Below are 22,461 nucleotides of genomic sequence, written 5' to 3'. Positions count from 1 at the left end.
ATTAGAAATTGGTGAACAGGCCGATGGTATACGTCGGCACCAGAAATCTTCTGGCATAGCTACCGGTGGCCACACTGTAATTGTATTTATTGAGCCCTATCGTAGTGATGTTGGAAGCTTGTAACTTTAGTTCGAAGTTGGTAAAGCCCATCCGTTGGATGGCGGGCAACCTGCGGAAATTATAAGAGACGGTGACATCTCTCAACACAAGATATGCACCGTTGACAACCCTGGTGTTAGCATAGTTATACACATAAGAATGATAAGCATTATACAACCAGTAAGGGTAAAGCCCCATTACGTCTGTATGCTGTTCATCCCCTTTCTCACGGAAATAATTCTCTGCCCCTTCCAATGGCCTGGTAGTGCTGACATAAGGCGCAGGTATCCTGGTTTTAAATCCACCATAATAATCGATCATACAATACACATAAAAATTACCGATGTCGAATCGGTTGCTGATACCGGCGGTAATGACAGGAATACCGGGACCGTTATATTCCAGGTCACTGAAGCCCTCATCGAGCGCCGCATAGCCGGGTGTTTTTATTTTTCCGGCGCCGTTGTACATCAGTGGCAGGCCGTTGGTGTCCAGGCCGGCATAACGATAGCTAAATACCGCGCCTGCAGGATACCCCACTACATAATTGTTGGTCAGGTAATTATAGGAATACAGTTTGTTATTCACATACAGGTCTTGCACTTTATTGGTATTGCGGGCCAGCGCGATGCCGGTATTCCAGTTGAACCGTTTCCGGGTGATCCAGTCTGCATGCAGGTTCAGCTCTATGCCTTGATTACTGATAGATGCGGCATTCAGTTTGGCGCTGCTGGCGCCTTTGGTAGGGTCCAGCTGCGCATCGGCCAGCAGGTCCACGCTGTTACGCTGATAATAATCCAAACTGCCATAAATCTTCCCTAAAAAACGGAAGTCCAGGCCGGTATTGAAGTTTTTCGTCTGTTCCCAACGCAGGGCGGCATTCTCCATAGAAGCGAGGTTCAGCGCGGTGGAAGTAGGTGAGGTACGTAAATTGGTGGCATACTTCGCTACGATCTGCGGAATGCTTGCTTTGGACGTGTTGCCATTAAAACCATAAGCCACGCGGAGTTTCAGCGCATCCACCCATATTGCGCCTTTCATGAATGACTCCTGGTCGAGGTTCCACGCAGCACCTACTGACCAAAGCGGTTTGTAGCGGAAACGAGGGTCTGTACCAAACAGGTTGGACTGGTCTACCCGCACACTACCGGTCAGTGAATATTTACCTCTGAAGGCATATACACCGTTGAAATATCCGGAAACATAACGGTCTTCCTGGTAGGCTTTTCCAAAAAGCTTCTCATAGATTAACGTTGGGTTTCGCCCGGCAAAATTGGAGACCCAGTAGCCTGTCAATATCTTGTTATAATCCACCGGTTGTTGTAACAGCGTTTGGTCGTTGTACCCAAAAGTGGCGCTGGTAGAAGATTCCGCCACTACCTTCCGGTTTTCTGCTCCCAGAATGACGTTAAACGAATGCTCGTCGTGAACGATTTTATTGTAGTCCAGCTGCGCCCTCAGCGTATAGCTGACGGCGCTGACATTCTGCTGGTTGATGTAGCCTCCCTTTGGCACATTGAAGAGAATGCCGGTGGGCGTTTGTTCCGCATAAGCGTTGACGTACTGACGCGCTTCTGAGGATTTTTCACTGGCATAGTGTTTCAGATCGGAACGGGAATTTTCATAGATACCGCCGAATTTGAAACTGAATCCATGACCAATGCGGTAATTAAAATTAGCGATCACCTTATTATTCACCGTCCTGTTCCTGTCATTGATTTCGTTCATATTGACCAGGGGATAGTTCATGTTATCATACAGTCCCTTTTTAATAATGGTATCATTAAAAACCGGATTCATATTAGACCCTACGAAGATGGCCGCAGGGCTTCCATCAGCATTCCGGAATCGTTCATAGCCGTACACGTCCATAAAATCCGGCACCGGCGCCAGCAGACTTTTTGTTTCCAGGTAGTCAGTAGTGAGTTCCAGTGAAAGTTTTTTATTAAAATTATAATTGGCCCGACCGGACAGCAGGAACCGGCTGTCGCTGTTATTCATTTTGGTGAACCGGTTGGCCGTATAGTTGGCGGACACATAGTAGGTGGCCTGCTCTGTGCCACCGGAGAGGTTCAGGTCATATTGCTGGTTGACCGCCGAACGGAGAAACAGCCGGCTGTAATCAGCGGCATTGTTATAGGCGCCTAATGCGGCGAAACGTTCTTCCAGCTGGGCTTGTGTAATATAACCTGCTTTTTTATCGAGAAGAATATCGAACCCTGGCTGGTATACATTGTAGGAGGTGCGGTACGCTGACCAGTCGGCAGGAATGTCAGCGCCATCTTTATAGGAATCGCGCAGGTAATTCAGGACAGCCGTGCTGGGCGCCAGGCGGTAAGTATTATATTTTTCTTTTCCGGTAACGCCCAGGGTAGTACGAAAAGCAAATTTTGTACGGCCCAGCTCCGCCTGTTTCCTTTCAATGATAATTACTCCGTTGGAAGCGCGAACGCCGTAGATAGTTGCGGAAGCCGCATCTTTCAGCACGGTCACGGATTTGATTTCATTGGGGTTGATGGCGTCCAGCGTTAATTCCGTAGGGTAACCATCCACTACGATCAGGGGTTGTTTGTTCGCCGAAATAGTGGACAGGCCCCTGATCTGGAACAGCGAGTTTCCTTCAAACTGAATATCCTTATTGATCAGGACACCTGGCAGTTTGTTCTGGATACCGGACAAAAAATCAGTGCTGATACGGGACTCATATTCTTTGGTGCCGATGGCCGCAATGGCGCCGGTGCTCTGTTCCGGGCGGATACGCTGGTAGGCGGTGCTCACTTCCACCACGCCCAGGCTGTGGCGGCCCAACTTCAACACCACTTCAGACAGGGAGGCCAGGTCTTCCGCTACAAAAGTGCGGGGCTCATAGCCTACGCAGGATACCCGCACGCTGGCCCTGGCAGCCACATTGGGGAGGTAGTAGGCACCGTTGAGGGTGGTCATGACACCGCTGGTGCCTGCAGCAATGGTCACATAAGGCAAAGTGGTGCCCTGTTCATTTTTCACGATACCTTTCAGCATCACAGTGCGGTCCTGCTGGCGCGCTGCCGGTGATATTTGTTTTCTGAACACCACCACGGCGTTCGGCAGGGCTTTGTACCCGAGGTCCGTGTCGAGCAAGAGCTGTTCCAGCGCATCACCCAGCGGCTTAGCGGTACAATGAATAGACATGTCTTCCCAGCCTGCCACGTCATCGGCCGGGAAAGAAATTTTGCATCCGGCCTGCTTTCCGGCCGCTGTCAATATAGATGACAGGGACTGGTGATCAAATGACAGGCTGATGGTTTTCTGTAAGATCTGGGCATGGCCCAGGTGTACATGCAAGGCAAATAATAGCAACAGGCATACTCTCCTCATGGTAATAAGGCTTGGTTGATTTTTGAATTCCGTAGTACGGATGATTATAGCGTTGTGATAGTTACAGTATTGCCTGTAACGGAATAGGTATATCCAAGGGTAGTACAGACGATATCCAGTATATCGTTCAGTGATTCTGTCCCATAAAATGCATCAGTAATAGTGACGCGTTTTTCTTTGTTCACTTGTCTCTCAAAAGTAAAGTTGACCTGGTAACGGGCAGACAGCCGCTGACAGATTGTTTCCAGGCTGGTTTCATTAAACAGCAGGTCTTTGGCCATCCACTCCACTTTGGGTGCGATGTTCTCTAAAGTGGCCGGTATGGCTGGCTGGTGGTCGCGGCATATCAGCTCCTGGTTTTTTGTCAGCACGGCCATGATCTTGTTTTCCCGCTCCACCCGTACTTTTCCGCTTGTCACGGTGATGGTCACCTGCCGGTCTTTTCCAGCTGTATTAATATTAAAGGCGGTACCTAACACATAGGTATATACGTTGGCACACCTGACAATAAAAGGCTGGCGGGCATTATGACGGACATCGAAATAAGCTTCACCTTTTAGGATGACGAGGCGCGTGGCCTGGTTAAAGGAATCTGACAGTTCCAGCGTACTTCCGGCGCGTAACAACACCACGGAACTGTCTGGCAGTACCAGGTGCCGGTCGTAGCTGACTGCCTCGTCCGGCGCCGGCGGCAATAACGTCTGGTGCGACGTGGCAGTTGCCACCGGTTGACGGGTATTGGTTACAGACAATGGATAAAAGTACCGGGCAAGCAGACAGGAAACGGCGACAACGGCAGCAGCAGCGGCCACCCATTTCCAGCTGCGACGGCCGCCAGCGACAGGCTTAAGCCCTGCGCGTTGCTGAAATATGGCATACTGATCACCGAGATAGGCATCCTCCGTTACCTTCCAGTGAGGCGCCTCAGGCGCACCTCCCAGGCTTTCATACCATTGCTGCAAAGCTTCCAGTTCAGCTTCGCTGCACTGGCCGGCATGATATTTTTCAAGTAACTGATGAAGCTTCTCTTGTTCCATATATGGATATGACGTAGCTGGACAACGCTACCGTTACCCTTTGTTCAAATATTTTTTATTTTAATAAAAACGATGGTATGTATAGATGACGAATGCCAACAACGTTGCCGTTACTCTCCGTATATATTTTTTTTCGCCGGTAGATTTTTAACAAAAGATTTTATCTTTATCCCGCCACCGTTGATGCTTTGATTTGAATGATTTGAATTATTACGAAACACATAAGGACGACCAATCATTATTGTCGCTTTGGGAAAGCGGAGACGAGGCCGCGTTTGCCTCTCTGTACCGCAGGTATTTCCCTCAGCTGGTAACGACTGCCTATCAGAAAACCAAAGACCGCTACACAGCAGAGGAACTGGCACAGGAAAGCCTGCTGGCTTTCTACTACAAAAAAGAATACCGCCTCGACAATGTGGCTGCCTATCTTCAGGTGATACTGCGGCACAAGACGTACGATTATTTCCGCAAAGTGCTGGTACGGGAGCAACATACTTCCCTGGCCGCCCAACAACAGCCTGCCACGGTGGAAGACACCACCCAACAGCTATATAAAAGCGACCTGCTGAAAGCGTTGCAAAACAAGGTACAGGCCCTCCCTGATCAATGCCGTACCGTTTTCCTGTTGAGCCGCAACAAACATATGTCCAACCACGAAATCGCCGATACATTGGGCATCTCCGTCAATACCGTAGAGCAACATATGCGGAAAGCACTCAAAAGATTAAGAGAAGGAATTGTTATTTTATTGCTGATTTCGCTGCATCCATAAAAAATGTCGTAATATACTCCCCTGATTGTCACGAATGCCCCGCTACGAATCAATGCACGGAATGTAATTTTATATACTATTCGTTTTACCTTAAAAATGTAATCCCATGGCATCTGCACTGAATCCTTACCTGAATTTTTCAGGCAACTGCGAAGAAGCGTTTAATTTCTACAAATCTGTTTTTGGCGGCGAGTTCCTTGTCGTTATGCGTTTCAGCGACAGCCCTCCGGAGTATGCACCAGCGGAACACGAAAAAAACAAAGTCATGCATGTGGCCCTGCCAATCGGTAAAGGGTCTATACTAATGGGCAGCGACGTACCCGAACATATGGGCGGCACCGTTACCAACGGGACCAACTTTGCCATCGCCATCACGGCAGACAGTGAGGCGGACGCGGACAAACTGTACAGCAGCCTGTCTGCCGGCGGCAATGCCTCCATGCCAATGGCCAAACAATTCTGGGGCTCTTACTTTGGTATGCTGACAGACAAATTCGGCGTCAGCTGGATGGTCAGCTACGACCCGCAGCGCGGCTAATTCCGGCAAACAAACGCTATCATATATAAAGTACAAAGGGCCTCTCCGGCGGAGAAGGCCCTTCTTTTTTGGGGATATACCGGCTGGTTTTCCCACCCGAAAAAAAGTTTAAAAAAGTTGAAATACTGCTGACATAGGGTTGTCATACCAGGGAAATAGTTTTGTATCATCATCAACAAAACACACACACCCATGAACAAACAAACTATCCGTGGAGTAGCCACCATCAGTTTTTACGCAGCAGACCATGAAGCCGCCAAACAATGGTATACCGAATTACTGGGCATGGCGCCTTATTTTGACGTGCCGGGCTATTCAGAGTTCCGCATCGGTGATTACCAGCATGAACTGGGCATCATTGACAGCCGTTACGCTCCTCCCGGTGCCACCAACGGTCCTGCCGGCGCGGTGCTATATTGGCATACCGATGATCTGAAAGGCACGCTGGACAGGCTGATTGCCCTCGGCGCCACCGAATACCAGCCTATCACCGAGAGAGGCCATGGTTTTGTCACCGCCTCTGTTACAGACCCTTTCGGCAACATTCTGGGCATTATGTACAACCCTCACTATCTGAATATCCTGGAGAGCAAGACAGCAGCTGCTGCCGGCTCCTGAGACTCCTTCAACATACCGGCAGAACGGTCATGTCCATTCTGCCGGTATGTAGTATTACAGTTTAAAAGCCCCATTTTTTCATGGCGGCCAGGTCCTGCTTTACGGATTCCGGCGGGGTAAGCGACTGGTAAGATTCCTGTTCTACAATAAAATAGCGGGTACCACCGGATTTGCGGCCCAGGTCTATCACCTCCTTCACCGGGATAACGCCCTTGCCTAATACAGTGCTTTCAAATGCGCTGCCCATCTCCCCTTTACCGGAAGATTTGATTTCATCCTTCACATGCATCAGCTCAAAACGGCCGGGGTACTTACGCATAATGTCCAGCGCCACGCCGCCGGCATGGTACATGTTGCCAATATCCAGCTGCTGGGCCACCAGCGCCGGGTCTGTATTTTCCAGGATCAGGTCGAACAGTTTGTGCCCGTTCAGTTCCTGGCTGAACTCAAAATCGTGGTTGTGGTAACCGAACTTCATGCCTGACTTACGGCACAGTTCCCCGCTTTTATTGAAAACGTCCATATAGGCCTTGAAGTCATCATAATTCTTTCGCAGGCTTTCATCCAGCCAGGGGCTGACAACAAATTTCTGTCCTACCGTGGCCGCATCTTCCACCGTGTATTTCCAGGCATCGGTGAAGTCTTTGGTGGCCGGGTCCCAGTGGGTGCGCCCAAGCACGGTATGCCCGCTGGGCATGGAAAGACCGAGATCTGACAATACTTTCTTAAACTCCGTAGGGGCATAACCGTAAAATTTACGGTTCACGTAATTGGCATGTTCCACATTCCGGTAACCCATGGCCGACAGTTGTTTAAGAGTACCCAGCGGGTCTTTTTTCATATCCTCGCGGATAGAATACAACTGGATGCCCATTACTTCTTTTTTAGCGCCCGCAGCCAGCAGCGGCCGGGACAAGAGCGTGGCCCCCGCCAGTGCCAGGGTGCCTTGCCGCAGGAAATTCCTTCTGGAAATGTTCATGTTAGTATTGTTTAACAGGATAATGACGTGGAAACAAAAGGTTGTCCTGCCTAAAATACTCAATTCAATCAATTTTTCATAAAAAACAGCCGGCGCATGGGATATCCCATACGCCGGCTGCCATTGCTTATGAATAGGTTGCCTACAGTACTAACATACCCAATAAGTCGGAGGGCAGGTTTTGTGTTGCGTAATTGGCAGGGTGCGGTTTTGATCTCCGATCACCATGGTTTGGCTGAGGGCCGCAATTTTGAGTTTAGCCAGTTTCAGTTTGGCTGCTGGTTTCTTTTTCATAATTTACCGGTTTGAGTGATTAGAAATACTAACAATATATACTAACCCAGACAGACATAAAATCCCGTTTTTACGGGATTTTCCCTGCAAACTTACCGCGTGAACGAAAGCGGGCGCAGGATTGTTAATCCATTAACTGTCTGTTACATCTTTTAAATTATGACAAAAAAATTCCGGGAATCCCGTATCTGGAGAACAGTACGCATCACAGTACAACGCCGGTTCAACCTGAACTCCGACAAAGCCGATGAAGGGGAAGTGATCACCAGTATCACCAAAAGTTCAGAGTTCAAAGGTGCTAATCTATGGACATTGATATTTGCCATCTTTATTGCTTCCATTGGGCTCAATGTCAATTCCACAGCGGTGATCATCGGCGCTATGCTTATCTCCCCGCTCATGGGCCCTATTATGGGCATTGGGTTAGGCATGGGCATCAGTGACTTCGACCTGTTGAAAAAAGGCAGCCGCAACCTGCTTATCGCCACTATGATCAGCATAGCCACTTCCACCCTTTACTTCCTGATTACGCCCCTGCACGACGCACAGTCCGAACTGCTGGCACGTACCACGCCTTCTGTATGGGATGTGTTCATTGCTTTCCTGGGTGGCCTGGCTGGTATAGTGGCGGCCACCCGACAGGAAAAAAGCAATGTGATACCCGGAGTGGCCATCGCGACCGCACTCATGCCTCCGCTGTGTACAGCAGGTTACGGACTGGCCAATGGCAACCTGTTGTATTTCGCCGGCGCGCTTTACCTCTATTTTATCAACAGCATCTTCATCTGCCTGAGCACTTTCCTGATCGTGCGTTTTCTTCGCTTCAGAAAACGTCATTTTGAAGATAAAAAGTATGAACGGAAAGTATCCCGTTATATCCTACTGATTACTGTCATTACTGTTACTCCCAGCGTCTATCTGGCTTATCGTATTGTAGACAAAAGCATCTTTGAAAACAATGCCCGGAATTTTGTCCGGGACGCCTTCAACTTTAACAACACCCAGGTGGTCAGCCGCAATTTCCTCTACCAGCCCAAACAGCGTGAAATCAACCTGCTACTGATTGGTGCGGAACTGGCGGATACGGCCATTGCACGGATACGCGCCATCATGCCACAATACCATCTGTACAATACACAACTGGTAGTCAGGCAGGGGCTCAATGCAAAACAGGAGATCGATTTCTCCCAGATCAAGGCCAGTATACTGGAAGACGTGTTCCGGCAGGACAGCAGCCGCCAGGTCAATGTGCCCGTTACCACGCCGCCGCCCCCGCCTGATCTAACCGGCGAGCTTAAAGTCCTGTTTCCCAATTGTCAATATTATGCCGCCTCTCCCATGGTATTCCGCCGGTCCGACAGCAGTAACACGGACACTTGTATGGTAGTAATGGCAGGCTTCTCCCGGAAAATAAAACCGGCTGAAAAAATTAAAGTGCAGAACTGGCTGAAAACACGGCTGTCGGTTGACTCCGTTAAATTGGTCATACAATAAAAACATATATTGCCGGCGGGTTCGCACCGCCAATCTGTTAAAAAAAATATTTTTTCAGGCAGATGTCCAATTTGATATTTTTCATTTGTTAAGGGGTGTTCCAAAACAATATTCCTGACAATTAAAACAGACACATCATGGACGAATTTATGTTGATTTTCCGCCACGAGGATGGCAAAAAAATCGCTTCTCCCGAACAAATGCAGATATGGATGAAAGCCACCATGGACTGGATTGGCGGCATCGCTGCACAGAACAAATTTGTGCTCGGCAACGGGCTGCTGTTCGATGACGCCCGTGTGGTGCATCACAACAAAATGGTCACCAACGGGCCCTTTGGAGAAATCAAGGAAACGCTGGGTGGCTATATTATTGTAAAGGCCGAATCCGCCGATGAAGCGGCATCGTTTGCCAAAGACTGCCCTATATTAGGCGGTGAAGGCAATACGGTAGAAGTAAGAAAAATTATCAGGGGAGAAGATATGCATTAACTTTATGTAACAGCTCCTGCCCCTGTGGCAGGAGCTTTCCTTTCCGTTATGCAGCAACAGGAATTGATACCACATTTGTTCAGGACAGAGTTCTCCAAGATATCTGCTGTCCTCTGTAAATATTTTGGTATTGAACATATTGAACTGGCCGAAGACATCGCCAGTGAAACTTTTCTGCTGGCCATGGAAACCTGGTCCTACAAAGGTATTCCGGAAAACCCTACCGCCTGGCTGTACGTAGTGGCCAAAAACAAAGCGAGGAATTATTTTGCGCGGGCTCATATGTTCCGCGAGAAAATCCTGCCCGAACTGAAACAAACAGCTGCCGTGCCTGCTCCCGAACCGGACCTCTCCGATCAGAACATCAGCGACAGCCTGCTACAGATGCTGTTTGCCATCTGCCATCCGGTGATACCTGCCGAAGCACAGATAGGCCTTGCCCTGCGCATCCTCTGTGGCTTTGGCATCGATGAAATTGCCAACGCTTTTTTGTCGAATAAGGAAACGATCAACAAACGACTGTTCCGTGCGCGTGAAAAACTGCGGACCGAAAAAATCGCCATCGAAATGCCGGCTACCGCCGAAATACCCCAACGGCTAAACGCCGTGCTCACCACCTTGTACCTGCTGTACAACGAAGGCTACTATTCCGAAAGCCAGGACGCCGTGGTCCGGGAAGAGCTGTGCATCGAAGCCATACGCCTCACCAAACTGCTGCTGAACAATCCGCTCACCAATACACCGGCGGTGAACGCGCTGATGGCGCTGATGTGCTTCCATGCTTCCAGGCTGCCGGCCCGCAAAGATGAAAACGGCGCGCTCATCCTCTACCAGGACCAGGACGAAGCGTTATGGAACCGGGAACTGATCTCTGAAGGCGCCTACTATCTGCACGAAGCCTCACAAGGCAGCTCCTTGTCAAGGTACCACCTCGAAGCCACCATCGCCTGGTGGCATACCATCAAGGAAGACACGCCGGAAAAATGGGACAATATCCTGCACCTGTACAACCGGTTGCTACAGCTGGAATACTCGCCCGTGGCGGCGCTCAATCGCACCTTCGCCCTCTCTAAAGTAAAAGGTAATGCCGCCGCCCTTCCGGAAGCGGAGAAACTGGGCCTTTCCGGCAATCCGTATTATCATACGTTGCTGGGAGAGCTATACCACGGCATCGACAACCAGCAGGCGCTGCAACACCTGCAACAGGCATTGCATCTCTCTAAAACACAACCCGAAAAACAGACTATTCAACAAAAAATAGATCATCTCCCGATAACATGATGTTCCACAAAAAACGAGAACAGGTGCTCGCGGTAGGCATTGCCGATCATGAGCTCTTCATCGTTAATCCGTACATCCTGATGGTTCAGGCTTGTCACATGCCGGAAATTAACCACCACTGACTTGCTGATCCGTACAAAGATGTCCTGTGGCAGCTGTTCCAGCAAGGCTTTCAGATTGACGCCCACCATCAGTTTGCGATCGGAAAGATGCAACACGCAGTAGTCTTTGATGCCTTCTATATACCGGCAATCGCTGAATACGACACGGTGCAGCCGCCTGTCGGCCCGTACAAACACGTGGTCCTGCTGCAGGGCGGCCACCTCCTGCTGTTGCAGCTTGCGCTGCCTTTTCATGTCCGCATAGTCCTGCGCTTTCTGCACCGCCTGCGCAAAACGCGCCGCATGTACAGGTTTCACGAGATAATCGATGGCATTCACATCGTAGCTGTTCAGGGCATATTCAGCATAAGCGGAAGTAAAAATCACCAGTGTGTCCTGCGGCAGCTGCCGCGCAAAGTCCAGCCCTGAGCCACCCGGCATTTCCACATCCAGAAACACCAGCTCCACCGGGTTCAGCTCCATAAAATCCGCGGCTTTGTCCGTTCCGGAGAAGCAGCCCAGCAATTGCAGGGACACGTCCTGTGCCGCCAGTAACCGGATTTTCTCACGTGCCAGCGGTTCATCGTCTATGACAATACAGTTCATATATTAAAGGTTAAGGCTACCGTATATACACCGTCGTTATTTTCCGTGCGCAACGTATGCTCACCGGGATATAACAGCGACAGCCGGCGGCATACATTTTTCAGGCCTGCGCCGCCATCCGCCGCCGTATAACGCGAGACAGGATTAACGCAGATAAAATGCAGCTTACCGGCATCAACGGCAACATGCAAATGAATATAGGCGTCACCGTTATAATCGTTATGTTTAACGGCGTTCTCTACAAAAGGCATCAGCAGAAAAGGGTGCAGCAATATGTCCTGTGCGCCGTCATCCACTGTGATACGCACTTCCAGCACATCATGCCGCAGCTGTTCCAGGTACAGGAAATCCTTCATGAAGTCCAGCTCTTGCCGGAGACAAACCTTATCGCTGCCCGACAGGTACAACTGGTAGCGCAGCAACCGTGACAGCGAATGCACTACCGCCGAAGCCCGGTGCTGGTCCGCATAAATCAGCGTATCAAGGTTATTGAGCGTGTTAAAGAGAAAATGTGGCGACAGCTGTTTCTTCAGGCTTTCCAGCTCCGTCTCCAACGTCGCCGTGCGCTGGTAGCTGGCCTGTACCCATTGCCAGAACAGCGGTATGGCTGTAGAAGCCGCCACCAGCGATAACATCATCACAAAAAACGCCAATATGTCCTGTACATCACAGGGCGTAAAAAATTTACCAGCCTTCAGCATTGGCGCCAGCAAAGGTTCTGTCCAGACAGTGACGCCAAACAATAAGGCGATCAACGCCAATACCAGCACCGCATACGCGTAATACCGGAAGCGCAGCAGCAACCGGGGCACCAGCACATACTGGTTCACATATGGCGCCGCAAGGATAAAAACAGTCGCCAGTGCTTTCATCAGCGGCTGCCATTGCGGCTGATAGTCATTCATGCCAACAATCATATATACTACCGCCGCAGGTATCAAATGTTGCAACACCGAAGTAATTTTTTTCTGCTGCCCCGCTTGTATTCCCATCATTATATTACCGCCGCCGGTGAACAAAATACCTCATCCGCCACACCAACCGGCTCATTTAGTCTACCAATAATACGCGGCCCACCCACTCCTACCCCTACGCCGGTATTGTTGCACACAGATGTCTGTTGAACGTAACTATGACCGGCTTTCTATAATACCGGTCAATCGCCAACATGATCTTTCTTTCATTTGCAAAAAAACATATGAGAAACTATTGCTTAGGGCTAGGGCTCCTGCTGGCCGTGTGTGCCTGCAAAAAAAAGGACAAAGACGACGCCACTCCTTCCGTGCCATTCAAAACTGAAAAAGTAGAAAAACAGATCGCTGTTATTACTGAACAAAAGAAGATCCCGGGCATCGCCGTCGCATTGGTGGGCCCGGACGGCATCGTCTGGTCTAAAATAGCCGGCATGGCCAACATCGAAAAAAAAGAAGCCATCACAGCGAAGACCGTCTTCAAAGTGGGCTCACTGGCTAAACCATTCATTGGCCTGAGCATTATGCGCCTGGTGGAAAACGGCAAATTAAACCTCGATGCTGATGTCAACGATTATTTGCCTTTTAAACTGCAGAACCCTTTCAACCCAACCAAAAAAATTACGCTGCGGTTGTTGATGTCGCACACCTCCGGTATTATAGACGCTGTATACCGCGACATGCTATTGTCTGATTTCCTGGTGCCTGGGAAAGACCATCCGATGGCGCTGTCGGAATATGTGCAAAGCATGCTCGATCCTTCCGGAAAATTCTATAATACCAGGAGCTTCATCGACGACCGCGCCAAACCCGTCTTCGGGTATTCCAATCTGGGTGCCGCATTAGCTGCCTACATTGTAGAATTGACTGTAAAGGAAAGTTTCGACACCTGGTCGTACCGCCAGTTCATTGCTCCGCTGGGCACTACCGCACTGGTATGGCACCTGCGTGATTACGCTACACAGCCATTCGCCCTGCCTTATGACGCCGACCAGCAAACACACGGGGATTACAGCATGGTAGATTACTGTACCGGCGGTCTGCACGCCAGCCTGAACGACCTTAGCACTTTTGCCAGGATGCTGGTGAACTATGGCGCCAAAGATGGCAAACAGATTATTGCCGCCGGCACTCTGGAAGCGATGGGCAAAGTACAATTCCCGGAAGCAGAATCAGTGTACGGCCTTTTCTGGCAGCACCGGAAAGTGGGCAACCAGGATATTTATGGCCACGGCGGCGACGTATACGGCAGTCATGCCCAGTTATATGTCAACTACGCTACCAAACGGGCTGTGGTGATGATGATAAATGGAGACTTTAAAGATGATGACGACGGGGACTGGAACAAACTACGGGATATGATGTTTGAGCTCTAAGCAGAAAGCGGCCGTCTCATCATAAATAAGGCGGCCGCTTGTTTACCGCCACGTTATTTTTTATGCTTGTTCAGGTATTCCTGGAAATCGCTCCACGCCCCGCCATTATATACCTTCCTGAACCCTCTTTCTTTCAACAGCTTCTCCGCCTTTACGCTGCGGAGGCCATGCGAGCAAACCGTGATATAGGTTTTAGCTGTATCCAGTTCAATATACCGCTGGCGGATTTCGCCAAGCGATATATTAACGGCCCCTTCTATATGCCCCATTTTAAACTCCTGCGCTGTTCTCACATCCAGTATGATTGCTCCTGCTGTCACCAACCTATCGAGCCCCTTGTCCAGGGTATAGAACCTGTAAACCCTGTACCCAATATATACCAGGAGCAATGCGACGGCAATGATCATCCATCTTTTCATATTTTACTCAAAATTTTTTTATCTATATAAAAAGTACCAAAAGGAATAAAACATGCCAGGATCACTTTCCAGGTAGTGTCTTTAAACTTCCATTTATACTCCACGCCCACACTGATGGTATTGAATATGAAAAGAAGGAATAACAGGCCATGAACAGGCCCCATTAACTTTGTCAGACCCGGCAAACCGGATGCATATTTTAAAGGCACCGCAATAAATAAAAGTATAAGCAAAGAAATACCTTCCAGGTAACTGATGATGCGTAGCCGTCCGATCGGCGTGCTGAATAACGATTTCATGTTTATCTGAAATATGGTCTGTTAGCAATAGGTGAAAACGGCCATGGTATGGCAATGAAAATAATAAGCAAGGCTACGGAATACCAAACCAGCATGGTTCTAAACCGATCTTTGTCTGTTGGCCTGCGCTTCGCCATAGCAGAACCGATAGTGACAATAATAATGGCAGTAAACATCAACAGGCCGTGTATCAAACCGAAGAACAGCAGGTCAAACGTTTCCTTTGCTGTACTGAAGTGTTTCCAGAAATATTGAATGACCGGGCTTTGAGAGTAGAGCGCCATGCCTGCCAGCAATTGTATATGAGCGATGGTGGCAGTCCAGTGCCTTACGGCATTATCACCTTTTGTAAAGACCGCGTTGGTAAAATATCCTTTGGCTGCTTTGCAGATGGCGATAATCAAACTTACTAACACCAGCCAGCGGATGATGGAATGAAGAAAAGTGAGCGACTGATACATACCTGTATTTTTTGTCGCGGTAAAGGTATAGAAAAAACATACTAACTAGTATGTTTTTTGTCAAAAAAATTTATCGCAGGGTTTCCAGGTAGTTTTTTAATTGTTTGAGATAGACCTGGTAGACAGATTTGCTGTTTTTCAGTTTTCCCAGGTTCCTGATGCCCCAGTAGCCAGACATCATAAAAACCGCCACTTGTTCACCATCCGTTGCTGAACTGATCATCCCGTTTTTCTTACCGGTATCCACAGCATTGATAATGGCATGTTTCCACTGTTCTGAGAGATTGTTCAGCGCTTTGGTAAAAGCCTTGTTCCAGGGTGCCATTTCCTGCGTGAAGTTGGATGCCGGGCATCCGTATTCTACTTTCAGGAAATCATTTTTCATCAGGAGTTCATACATCATATCGTATAAAGCCTTCAGCGCATCGGTATTTTTCTCAAGCGGCTGTATAAAAGCAGCAGCAAACGAAGGCTTCAGCAGCTCGTTAATGATAGCCAGCCCCATTTCATCCTTATTTTTGAAATGGTAATAAAAAGCACCTTTTGTTACCTGGGTAGTGGCCAGTATTTCATCTATACTGGTAGTCTGATATCCCTGTACATAGATCAGTTCAAATGCCTTTTGTAAAATATTCAGTCTTGTTGCCTCGGCTTTTTTCATAAAAGATGCTGCTTGATAACGCAAAGAAACGAAAAAAGGCAGATTCTTTTAAAATTCCGCCAGCTGCGCTATTATGGCAAGAAATCCTACTTTTGCGTCATGCTACAGCAGGTCAACCAATTGCTCCGGAGAAAATATCCCTTTGAATTCGTCAGGCTCAACAGTATTCTTATAATCAGTATCCTGGTCAGCCTGATAATCTTTATTTATCAGCCTTTTGGCTTCAGCCAGTATCGGGGCAACAAACTGCTGGGCGCTCTTCCTTTTGGTATTGCCACTTTTGGCAGCTTGTTTTGCTGTAACTATATCCTCAAGGGAAAAATACTGAAACACCGTATTGGCAGGTGGACCATCTTTCACGAGGCAGTCTACATCCTCACCGTCTTCCTGGTGCTGGCTTTTTTCAATACGCTGATATTTCTTTTCTTTTTTGAAGACATCTATGCTTTCAGAAACGGCGAACTGCTGGTGCGGCTGGAGATCCTGTTCCGGGTATTACTGATCACCGTCGCTGTAGGCATATTCCCGGTGACAGCGGTCATTGCCATCCGCTACCACCGGGCCATGCGCCATCATATGGACAGTATCATCCGCAGCGATCAGCAGCTACAGGAAACCAACCCCTCACAGGAGCTGGTGTTCCCTTCTACCAACATCACGGAAGCGCCGCTACAGATAAGCCTGCACGATTTCCTTTTCCTCGAAGTCGTGAAAAATCATGTGCATGTATATCATTATACAGACGGGCAGGTAACGTCAACGGTTATCCGTAACACCCTTACCACCATTCTTGAAACCGTACAGGCACCAACGTTGTTCCGCTGTCATCGTTCGTTTATCGTGAACCTCACCCACATCAAAACCGCCACCGGCAACTCCAACGGCTATAAGATCATGCTAAAAGATTATGAGCATTATCCCATTCCGGTATCACGGAGTTTTGTGCCCGCATTCCAGGAAATTATCCACTAGTGGCAATTGTTTTGCCGTACATGCAGCAGCTCAGGCAGTCCCCAGGCCGGGGCCACGGCGCTGGCTGGTTTAAAGTCCCGGAAAGTCTGTTCCAGCTGTTGCAGTTTATCACAAAAACCGTTGTTTGTTTGTTTCATAAAGGCTGCCATCAGGTTTTGGAAGATGGCCAGCTGCAGCTGTGGCCGCGGATTGGAGGGGTCCAGCCGGATCGCTTTTTCATAACCGGCCACCACCTCCCGGTAGTATTTCTGTCCGTTCACCGCCGGGTCCTGCGCTATCATGGCGTAATAATAGTATCCTTCCAGTGTGTATACCTCAGACGCATTGGCTTTGGCATTGCCTTTCAGCTGGGCCAGCTTGTCGGCCGCTTCCAGTAACAGGTCCGCCGGTTTGTCGGTGTTCCTGCTCAGCACCAGTTTCAGGTCTAGATAAGCGATGTAATAGTCCGGCAGCCATTCTCCGGGGCACAGGCCCGATAATCGCTTTAAAGTATTCACATGATTATACACCCCGCTCATATCCTTTTCTTCTTTCACTTTGTTTAACACCAGCTGCAGCTGTTCTTCGCAGTTGATCGTGTTTTGGGCATAGCCGGATATTGTCATGGTTAATAAAATCCAAAGTGCGAACATGTTTTTCATTTTTGTTCTTTTTTTAGGTTGATTAAAAACTGGAAACGTCGTAGGCGGAGCTGCTCTTCAGCGAGATGAACACTCCGATATAGAAAAAATTGTTACGGGACGCCATCACCGGTGCGCCCTGATAAACACCTGTAGCATCGGGCGACGGCGCATAACGGTAGCCATAGGTATTTTGCCTTCCGGTAATATTGCCGCAGGAGGTATAGAGGATCACCTGCTTGCTGATCAGGAAAGTGAGATTGGCGTCCAGGCTGAAATAGTCTTTGTCAACTGCATTGATATAGCCGTCGCGGTTAGGGTCGCGGTAAGGCCGCCCGCTGGCGTAGGTAGCCGTAACCCCGGCATAGGTTTTCAGTGCCGGGAAATAATACTTCCCTGACATGCGCGCATTGTGCCGTGAGGCAAACAGCGGCGTGGACATCACGGGAAAGTCCCGGTACAACCGCGCAGCGTCATTATACGAATAAGACACGTTGTATTTCAGGTGCGGCACTGAAGACTCATCTGAGAAATACACGTCAAAACCGGTGCTTTTACCATAGCCGTTAGCGTGATACACCTGTTGCTGTAATAATTCCAGCTGGTCGTATTGTTTGTAATAGGTTTCTGCTTTGATGAGCCGGCCCTTGTATTCATAGGAGGCGCCAAGGATATAATGGGAAGCCACCGACTGTTGCATATTTTCATGCGGCGCCACCAGCACGCTGTTGTCCGGCATCTGATAGTACCTGCCCCAGATGGCCGACACCTGGAAACGGTTAGCGAGATAGTTGAGCGAAACCCGGGGCGAAAAATTCCAGGCGCTGCTGAACTGCGCATACTCCATTCTCCCGGACGCATTGGCATACAGTCCCGGCAGCAGGCGTACCTGGTTATCCACAAACGCGGCATACAGCTGATAATTCACCTGCTGGTCCTGCAGCCGTTGCTGCAGCGTATCGTGATAAACGGCGCGGTAGCCGCGCAGATACGCTTCCATACCGGTGCTAAGGCGGTAACCGGGCATGATGTTTTTCTCCAGCCTGGCTTTCAGGTGCAGCTCCTGTTCATTTTGATGGTAGCTGTCGCGCTGAAACCGTGCATTGTCATAACGGTTGTCCACATACGACCCGGCGGCACCAAAGAACAGGTGGGTATTATGACGGGTCTTCGTTTTCAGGGTTGCGTTCAGGTAGTAGTTATCCTGCTGCAGCCGGAAATCGCGCTGCGGAACATGATCGAGGGTATCTGCAAACGTACGGATGAAGGCGGTACGGTCATAGGCGGTGTAAAGTTTAAATACCCCTCTTGCGCCTACAGCGGTTTTATATTGCGCTTCCGCAGACAGTGACTGATAGGGTTTCTTCCAGGAGTAGCGGTCGGGCAGCACCTTATTGTACAGTGTGAGGTCGGTGAAATTCACGTTGGCTGAAAGGGAACTTTTACGGAAAGCCACCGAACCACCGCCGCCGGCGCTCAATGGGGAGAAGTTGATGCCCGCCTTAGTGCTTCCGGCCACATCTTTGGTGTCCATGGGCAGCACGGCGGACAGCGCCTGCCCAAATTCTGATTCGTACCCGCCAAGGGAGAAATTGATCCCCTGGAAAAGAAAAGGGGAGAAACGGCCGCGGGCCGGCATGTCCTGGGCAGTAATGGAATAAGGGCTTAATACGTGCATCCCGTCAATGAACGTCTGGGTTTCGCGGTTGTCACCGCCACGGATATACAGTTTGCCGTCCTCTCCCACTTTCTGGGTGCCTGGCAGCGACATCAGCGCGCCGTAGATATCGCCGTTGGAACTGCCTGTCATCACTACGTCCAGCGCATCCAGCTTTTCCAGGGTGCGGCTTTTTCCAAGACTGAAAGTGCTGGCCCGCACCACTACTTCTTCGAGGGCTTTCTCACTGGGCTGCAACACGATCTTCAACTGGCCCATCTGGTCTACCGGCGCGGTCAGCCTGAAATCTTTATATCCTATATAACTGGCCCCTAAGATGACGGTGCCTTTTTGTGTTGTCGCAAAACTGAATTTCCCGGCTTTATCGGAAGAGGCCCCATCGAGGGTGCCGGTAATATATATGTTGGCGCCTTCTACCGGTTGACCTTTCACATCGATGACCATGCCGGTGATTTGCTGCTGCCCCTGAGCGGTCAGCCGCATGCATAAAAAGAAAAAAAACAAACAAAAACTGCGGTACATATGTCTTGTATTTTGTCAGTGCCCCGTGATGAACACGACACAATACTAAATCATTAACAACTGATTTTCATTTAGTTATGACGAACAACAAACCTTTGGGACGGATGACTAAGCCATGGGACGGGGTGTTACGCAACGGGATGGACGGAGCGGGTTTTCGTTTGTTAATCATCCTTGCAAAAGTGTTAATGAGTGTTAATCCGGCGTTGCGGGCATGGTGGCTTCAGCTATCTTTGCAGGATGGATTTCATTGTTAAACGGATATGGTGGATCACCATCCCTACCGCGCTGGCGGTGCTGGCCTTTCAGTTATACTGGCTTCGGACAGCCTGGCTGGGGCAGCAGACTGCTTTTGTGCAGGTGGTGTCTGACGGGTTGCAAAAAGCCTATGACCGTGCCGTGATCGGTTCCGTGAAACAACTTGAAGGCCAGCTACAGCGAAAAGACACCCTGCGGGTTTCGCGTCATAAGCATACGTTCCAGTTCAGCGCCGGCAACGTCACCGATACTGTTCCCCTTTCAGACAGCACCGGCCAGGTGAAAGTGATCGCCCTTGACAGTAATCAAAAAGGAAACAGTACTGTATTTCAACAAAATTTCCGGCTACAGGACGTTGGCACGGACATGAACCAGTTCCTCGCCAGTATTTTTGCCTTTAGCAACATCGTTAAAATAGATACTGCCCTGCTGAATAAATACTACCGGGAAGAACTGGACAACCGGCATATCGCCCTGCCTTTTACCATTCGTATTATAGATAAGGACACCACTATTACGGCCGATGAGCACGTGGCCGTTATCCGTTCCACCTCCCTGCAATCGCGGCAGACCATCGTGGCGCAGTTCCAGGGCGCCGGCACCTTCCTACTGGTGAAAATACTATGGCCGCTGGTATTGTCATTCTTTATGATATTGCTCATCACCGGCTGCATATGGGTACTGTGGCGGATTATCATCCGGCAGAAAAAGCTGGAGACCATGAAAAACGATTTCATCAGCAATATCACCCATGAACTAAAAACACCTGTGGCCATTCTCACCGCTACCAATGAGGCACTGCTGACCTTCGGGGGCAGTAAAGACCCGGAAAAGACAGAGCGTTACCTGCGGCTGGAACAGGATGAGCTACATAAACTACAGGGGCTGGTAGACAACATCATGGCCCTCACCCGGCTGGAACATGACGACGAGCCACAGGAAGCCGCCAGCCAGGTATCTATCCCGGAGCTGTTGAAAACGGTCGGGGCGCGCTTCTCCGGGTTGCCCGGCGTACAGATACAAACCACCATACAGGTGGCCCATAACGAGTTGCTTATCCAGCCGGCCGCCATACGGACCGTTTTATCCAACCTGTTGGATAACGCGATCAAATACACGCCTTCGGCTGTTAAAAAGATAGTGCTGACCGTCACCGAGTTACCGCAACACTACCGGTTTACCATCGAAGACCACGGCATCGGCATCGACAAAGCCCATCAGCCGTACATCTTCGATAAATTTTACCGCGTGTCACAAGGCAACCTGCATACGGTCAAAGGGTACGGGCTGGGTCTCAGCCATGTAAAAAGCCTGCTGGAGAGGATAAACGGCACCATCAAAGTAGACAGCGTTCCAGGGCAAGGCAGCACATTTACCATTGAACTGGCAAAATGATGAAACAACAGATACGCCTATTGTTGGCAGCAAATAATAACCAGCGTTCCCGGACAAGGCAGCATATTCACCATTGAACTGGCAAAATGATGAAACAACAGATACGTTTATTATTGGTAGAAGATGAAACCGTGCTCGCCGGCGTTGTAAAAGAAACGCTGGAGATGAAAGGTTTTGAGGTGATCTATGCCGCCGACGGACAGGAAGGCTGGCAGCTATACCGCCAGCACCGGCCCGATGTATGTGTCATCGACATCATGATGCCCCGCAAAGACGGGCTCACACTGGTACAGGAAATCCGTGCCACCGATACCCATACCCCGCTGATATTCCTCACCGCCAAAAGCGAAGTGCAGGACGTGCTGAAAGGTTTTCGCGCCGGCGCCGACGACTATATAAAAAAACCGTTCAGCATGGAAGAGATGATACTCCGCATTCATGCCCTGCTGAAACGCACCCTCTTCTCTCCCGTACCAGCAACCCTCCCGGGCCCAAACCCGGATCATGGCCAGGGTCAAAGCCAGGATCAGAGTCAAGGTCAAAGTCAAGGTCAAAGTCAGGATCAAGGCCAGAATCAAGGCCAAGCCCAGGATCAAGGTCAAAGTCAGGACCAGGGCCAAGGCCAGGACCAGGGTCAAGGTTTGAATCAGCATCGAGGTCCAGGCCAGGGTCAGCATCCAGGTCAGCACCAAATCAAGCCGGGCCAGGTCCGGCTGGGCAGCTACCTGTTCGACCATCCCCGGCAGGAACTCCACTATGGCGGCGAAATACGACGCCTCTCCCAACGGGAAGCCGATCTGCTGAAAATGCTGGCCGACAATGTCAATAATATCACCTCCCGCAAAGACATGCTGCTCAGCATCTGGGGAGACGACAGCTTTTTCAACGCCCGCAATATGGACGTATACATTACCCGGATGCGCAAGTACCTCCAGCAGGACGGCAACATCCAGATCGTGAACGTACGTGGCCGCGGATTTAAGTTACTCGTCTAAATCTTTACATCCCCGGTTATATTATTCGCAGGAGAAACAAAAAAATCACACGCCATAGAAAAAAACATGGGCTCATGTTCTATAGCCTGCTTCGTCATTTATCAACCTGAATCCATCAGGACCTGTTCACAAGATTTTTTAACACTCATTAAGAGTATATACATAC

At 49.6% G+C, this 22,461-nt stretch carries 22 protein-coding genes; 10 read left to right on the top strand and 12 right to left on the bottom strand.

The genetic code is table 11. The features are described 5' to 3' along the window. Position 1: 1 nt before the first annotated feature. Together HGH92_RS19375 and HGH92_RS19370 are read right to left on the bottom strand one after the other, a co-directional pair. Positions 2-3,457 carry a SusC/RagA family TonB-linked outer membrane protein gene (locus HGH92_RS19375; RefSeq protein WP_168872404.1) on the bottom strand — a complete coding sequence of 1,152 codons (3,456 nt, stop codon included), beginning with the start codon at positions 3,455-3,457 and terminating at the stop codon, positions 2-4. A 44-nt stretch (positions 3,458-3,501) separates the two neighbouring features. Then, complete coding sequence (locus HGH92_RS19370) at positions 3,502-4,494, bottom strand: FecR family protein (RefSeq protein WP_168872403.1); 993 nt, start codon at positions 4,492-4,494, stop codon at positions 3,502-3,504. Between the two features lie 202 nt (positions 4,495-4,696). On the opposite strand from HGH92_RS19370, the gene HGH92_RS19365 reads away from it, so the two are divergent. The 3 genes from HGH92_RS19365 (at position 4,697) to HGH92_RS19355 (ending at position 6,422) form a co-directional block, all read left to right on the top strand. Continuing rightward, entirely contained in the window at positions 4,697-5,266 is a 570-nt protein-coding gene (locus tag HGH92_RS19365) for an RNA polymerase sigma factor (protein ID WP_168872402.1), read from the top strand. A gap of 106 nt (positions 5,267-5,372) precedes the next feature. Beyond that, a complete protein-coding gene (locus tag HGH92_RS19360) occupies positions 5,373-5,804 on the top strand; it encodes a VOC family protein (protein WP_168872401.1) in 432 nt (143 codons plus the stop codon). Positions 5,805-5,996: 192 nt separating this feature from the next. Continuing rightward, positions 5,997-6,422: a VOC family protein gene (locus HGH92_RS19355; RefSeq protein ID WP_168872400.1), complete on the top strand. Its 426-nt coding sequence runs from the start codon at positions 5,997-5,999 to the stop codon at positions 6,420-6,422. Between the two features lie 61 nt (positions 6,423-6,483). On the opposite strand, the gene HGH92_RS19350 is transcribed toward HGH92_RS19355, so the two are convergent. Further along, positions 6,484-7,401 carry a sugar phosphate isomerase/epimerase family protein gene (locus HGH92_RS19350; protein ID WP_168872399.1) on the bottom strand — a complete coding sequence of 306 codons (918 nt, stop codon included), beginning with the start codon at positions 7,399-7,401 and terminating at the stop codon, positions 6,484-6,486. A gap of 150 nt (positions 7,402-7,551) precedes the next feature. Next, the gene (locus HGH92_RS19345) at positions 7,552-7,695 is read right to left on the bottom strand and encodes a hypothetical protein (protein WP_168872398.1); all 144 of its coding nucleotides are present in this window, start codon (positions 7,693-7,695) and stop codon (positions 7,552-7,554) included. 159 nt (positions 7,696-7,854) lie between these two features. Here HGH92_RS19345 and HGH92_RS19340 point away from each other — a divergent pair, with 159 nt between their 5' ends. The 3 genes from HGH92_RS19340 (at position 7,855) to HGH92_RS19330 (ending at position 10,961) form a co-directional block, all read left to right on the top strand. Beyond that, positions 7,855-9,189, top strand: a complete 1,335-nt coding sequence (locus HGH92_RS19340) for a TIGR00341 family protein (RefSeq protein WP_168872397.1) — start codon at positions 7,855-7,857, stop codon at positions 9,187-9,189. Between the two features lie 137 nt (positions 9,190-9,326). Next, entirely contained in the window at positions 9,327-9,680 is a 354-nt protein-coding gene (locus tag HGH92_RS19335; RefSeq protein WP_078667623.1) for a YciI family protein, read from the top strand. Positions 9,681-9,704: 24 nt separating this feature from the next. Further along, positions 9,705-10,961, top strand: a complete 1,257-nt coding sequence (locus HGH92_RS19330) for an RNA polymerase sigma factor (protein ID WP_317166430.1) — start codon at positions 9,705-9,707, stop codon at positions 10,959-10,961. Here HGH92_RS19330 and HGH92_RS19325 read toward each other — a convergent pair. Together HGH92_RS19325 and HGH92_RS19320 are read right to left on the bottom strand one after the other, a co-directional pair. Next, entirely contained in the window at positions 10,943-11,668 is a 726-nt protein-coding gene (locus HGH92_RS19325; RefSeq protein WP_168872396.1) for a LytR/AlgR family response regulator transcription factor, read from the bottom strand. The genes HGH92_RS19330 and HGH92_RS19325 overlap by 19 nt on opposite strands. After that, positions 11,665-12,621 (bottom strand): sensor histidine kinase, encoded by a 957-nt coding sequence (locus tag HGH92_RS19320; protein ID WP_168872395.1) that lies wholly within the window; start codon positions 12,619-12,621, stop codon positions 11,665-11,667. The genes HGH92_RS19325 and HGH92_RS19320 overlap by 4 nt, the downstream gene beginning before the upstream one ends. Before the next feature lie 245 nt (positions 12,622-12,866). On the opposite strand from HGH92_RS19320, the gene HGH92_RS19315 reads away from it, so the two are divergent. After that, positions 12,867-14,015: a serine hydrolase domain-containing protein gene (locus tag HGH92_RS19315; protein ID WP_168872394.1), complete on the top strand. Its 1,149-nt coding sequence runs from the start codon at positions 12,867-12,869 to the stop codon at positions 14,013-14,015. Between the two features lie 53 nt (positions 14,016-14,068). Here HGH92_RS19315 and HGH92_RS19310 read toward each other — a convergent pair whose 3' ends face one another. The 4 genes from HGH92_RS19310 to HGH92_RS19295 all read right to left on the bottom strand — a co-directional run bounded on the left by HGH92_RS19310 (position 14,069) and on the right by HGH92_RS19295 (position 15,855). Next, positions 14,069-14,434, bottom strand: coding sequence for a rhodanese-like domain-containing protein (locus HGH92_RS19310; protein ID WP_168872393.1), 366 nt, complete (start codon positions 14,432-14,434; stop codon positions 14,069-14,071). After that, positions 14,431-14,733: a DUF3817 domain-containing protein gene (locus tag HGH92_RS19305; protein WP_168872392.1), complete on the bottom strand. Its 303-nt coding sequence runs from the start codon at positions 14,731-14,733 to the stop codon at positions 14,431-14,433. Before HGH92_RS19305 ends, HGH92_RS19310 begins: the two co-directional genes overlap by 4 nt. Before the next feature lie 2 nt (positions 14,734-14,735). Further along, positions 14,736-15,194 carry a hypothetical protein gene (locus tag HGH92_RS19300; protein ID WP_168872391.1) on the bottom strand — a complete coding sequence of 153 codons (459 nt, stop codon included), beginning with the start codon at positions 15,192-15,194 and terminating at the stop codon, positions 14,736-14,738. 70 nt (positions 15,195-15,264) lie between these two features. Next, positions 15,265-15,855 (bottom strand): TetR/AcrR family transcriptional regulator, encoded by a 591-nt coding sequence (locus HGH92_RS19295; RefSeq protein WP_168872390.1) that lies wholly within the window; start codon positions 15,853-15,855, stop codon positions 15,265-15,267. A gap of 99 nt (positions 15,856-15,954) precedes the next feature. On the opposite strand from HGH92_RS19295, the gene HGH92_RS19290 reads away from it, so the two are divergent. Next, positions 15,955-16,827 (top strand): LytR/AlgR family response regulator transcription factor, encoded by an 873-nt coding sequence (locus HGH92_RS19290; RefSeq protein WP_168872389.1) that lies wholly within the window; start codon positions 15,955-15,957, stop codon positions 16,825-16,827. Here HGH92_RS19290 and HGH92_RS19285 read toward each other — a convergent pair. Both HGH92_RS19285 and HGH92_RS19280 read right to left on the bottom strand, forming a co-directional pair. Beyond that, positions 16,824-17,468 carry a hypothetical protein gene (locus HGH92_RS19285; RefSeq protein ID WP_168872388.1) on the bottom strand — a complete coding sequence of 215 codons (645 nt, stop codon included), beginning with the start codon at positions 17,466-17,468 and terminating at the stop codon, positions 16,824-16,826. The genes HGH92_RS19290 and HGH92_RS19285 overlap by 4 nt on opposite strands. 22 nt (positions 17,469-17,490) lie before the next feature. Continuing rightward, positions 17,491-19,608, bottom strand: a complete 2,118-nt coding sequence (locus HGH92_RS19280) for a TonB-dependent receptor (RefSeq protein ID WP_168872387.1) — start codon at positions 19,606-19,608, stop codon at positions 17,491-17,493. Positions 19,609-19,887: 279 nt separating this feature from the next. Here HGH92_RS19280 and HGH92_RS19275 point away from each other — a divergent pair, with 279 nt between their 5' ends. Together HGH92_RS19275 and HGH92_RS33870 are read left to right on the top strand one after the other, a co-directional pair. Continuing rightward, complete coding sequence (locus HGH92_RS19275; protein WP_168872386.1) at positions 19,888-21,300, top strand: sensor histidine kinase; 1,413 nt, start codon at positions 19,888-19,890, stop codon at positions 21,298-21,300. Between the two features lie 86 nt (positions 21,301-21,386). After that, a complete protein-coding gene (locus HGH92_RS33870) occupies positions 21,387-22,295 on the top strand; it encodes a response regulator transcription factor (protein ID WP_247654982.1) in 909 nt (302 codons plus the stop codon). The last annotated feature ends 166 nt before the right edge of the window (positions 22,296-22,461 follow it).

Source organism: Chitinophaga varians (assembly GCF_012641275.1).
Classification (GTDB): domain Bacteria; phylum Bacteroidota; class Bacteroidia; order Chitinophagales; family Chitinophagaceae; genus Chitinophaga; species Chitinophaga varians_A.
Note: the sequence above shows the minus strand (reverse complement) of the source record. Positions and strands in the feature narration are given on the sequence as shown.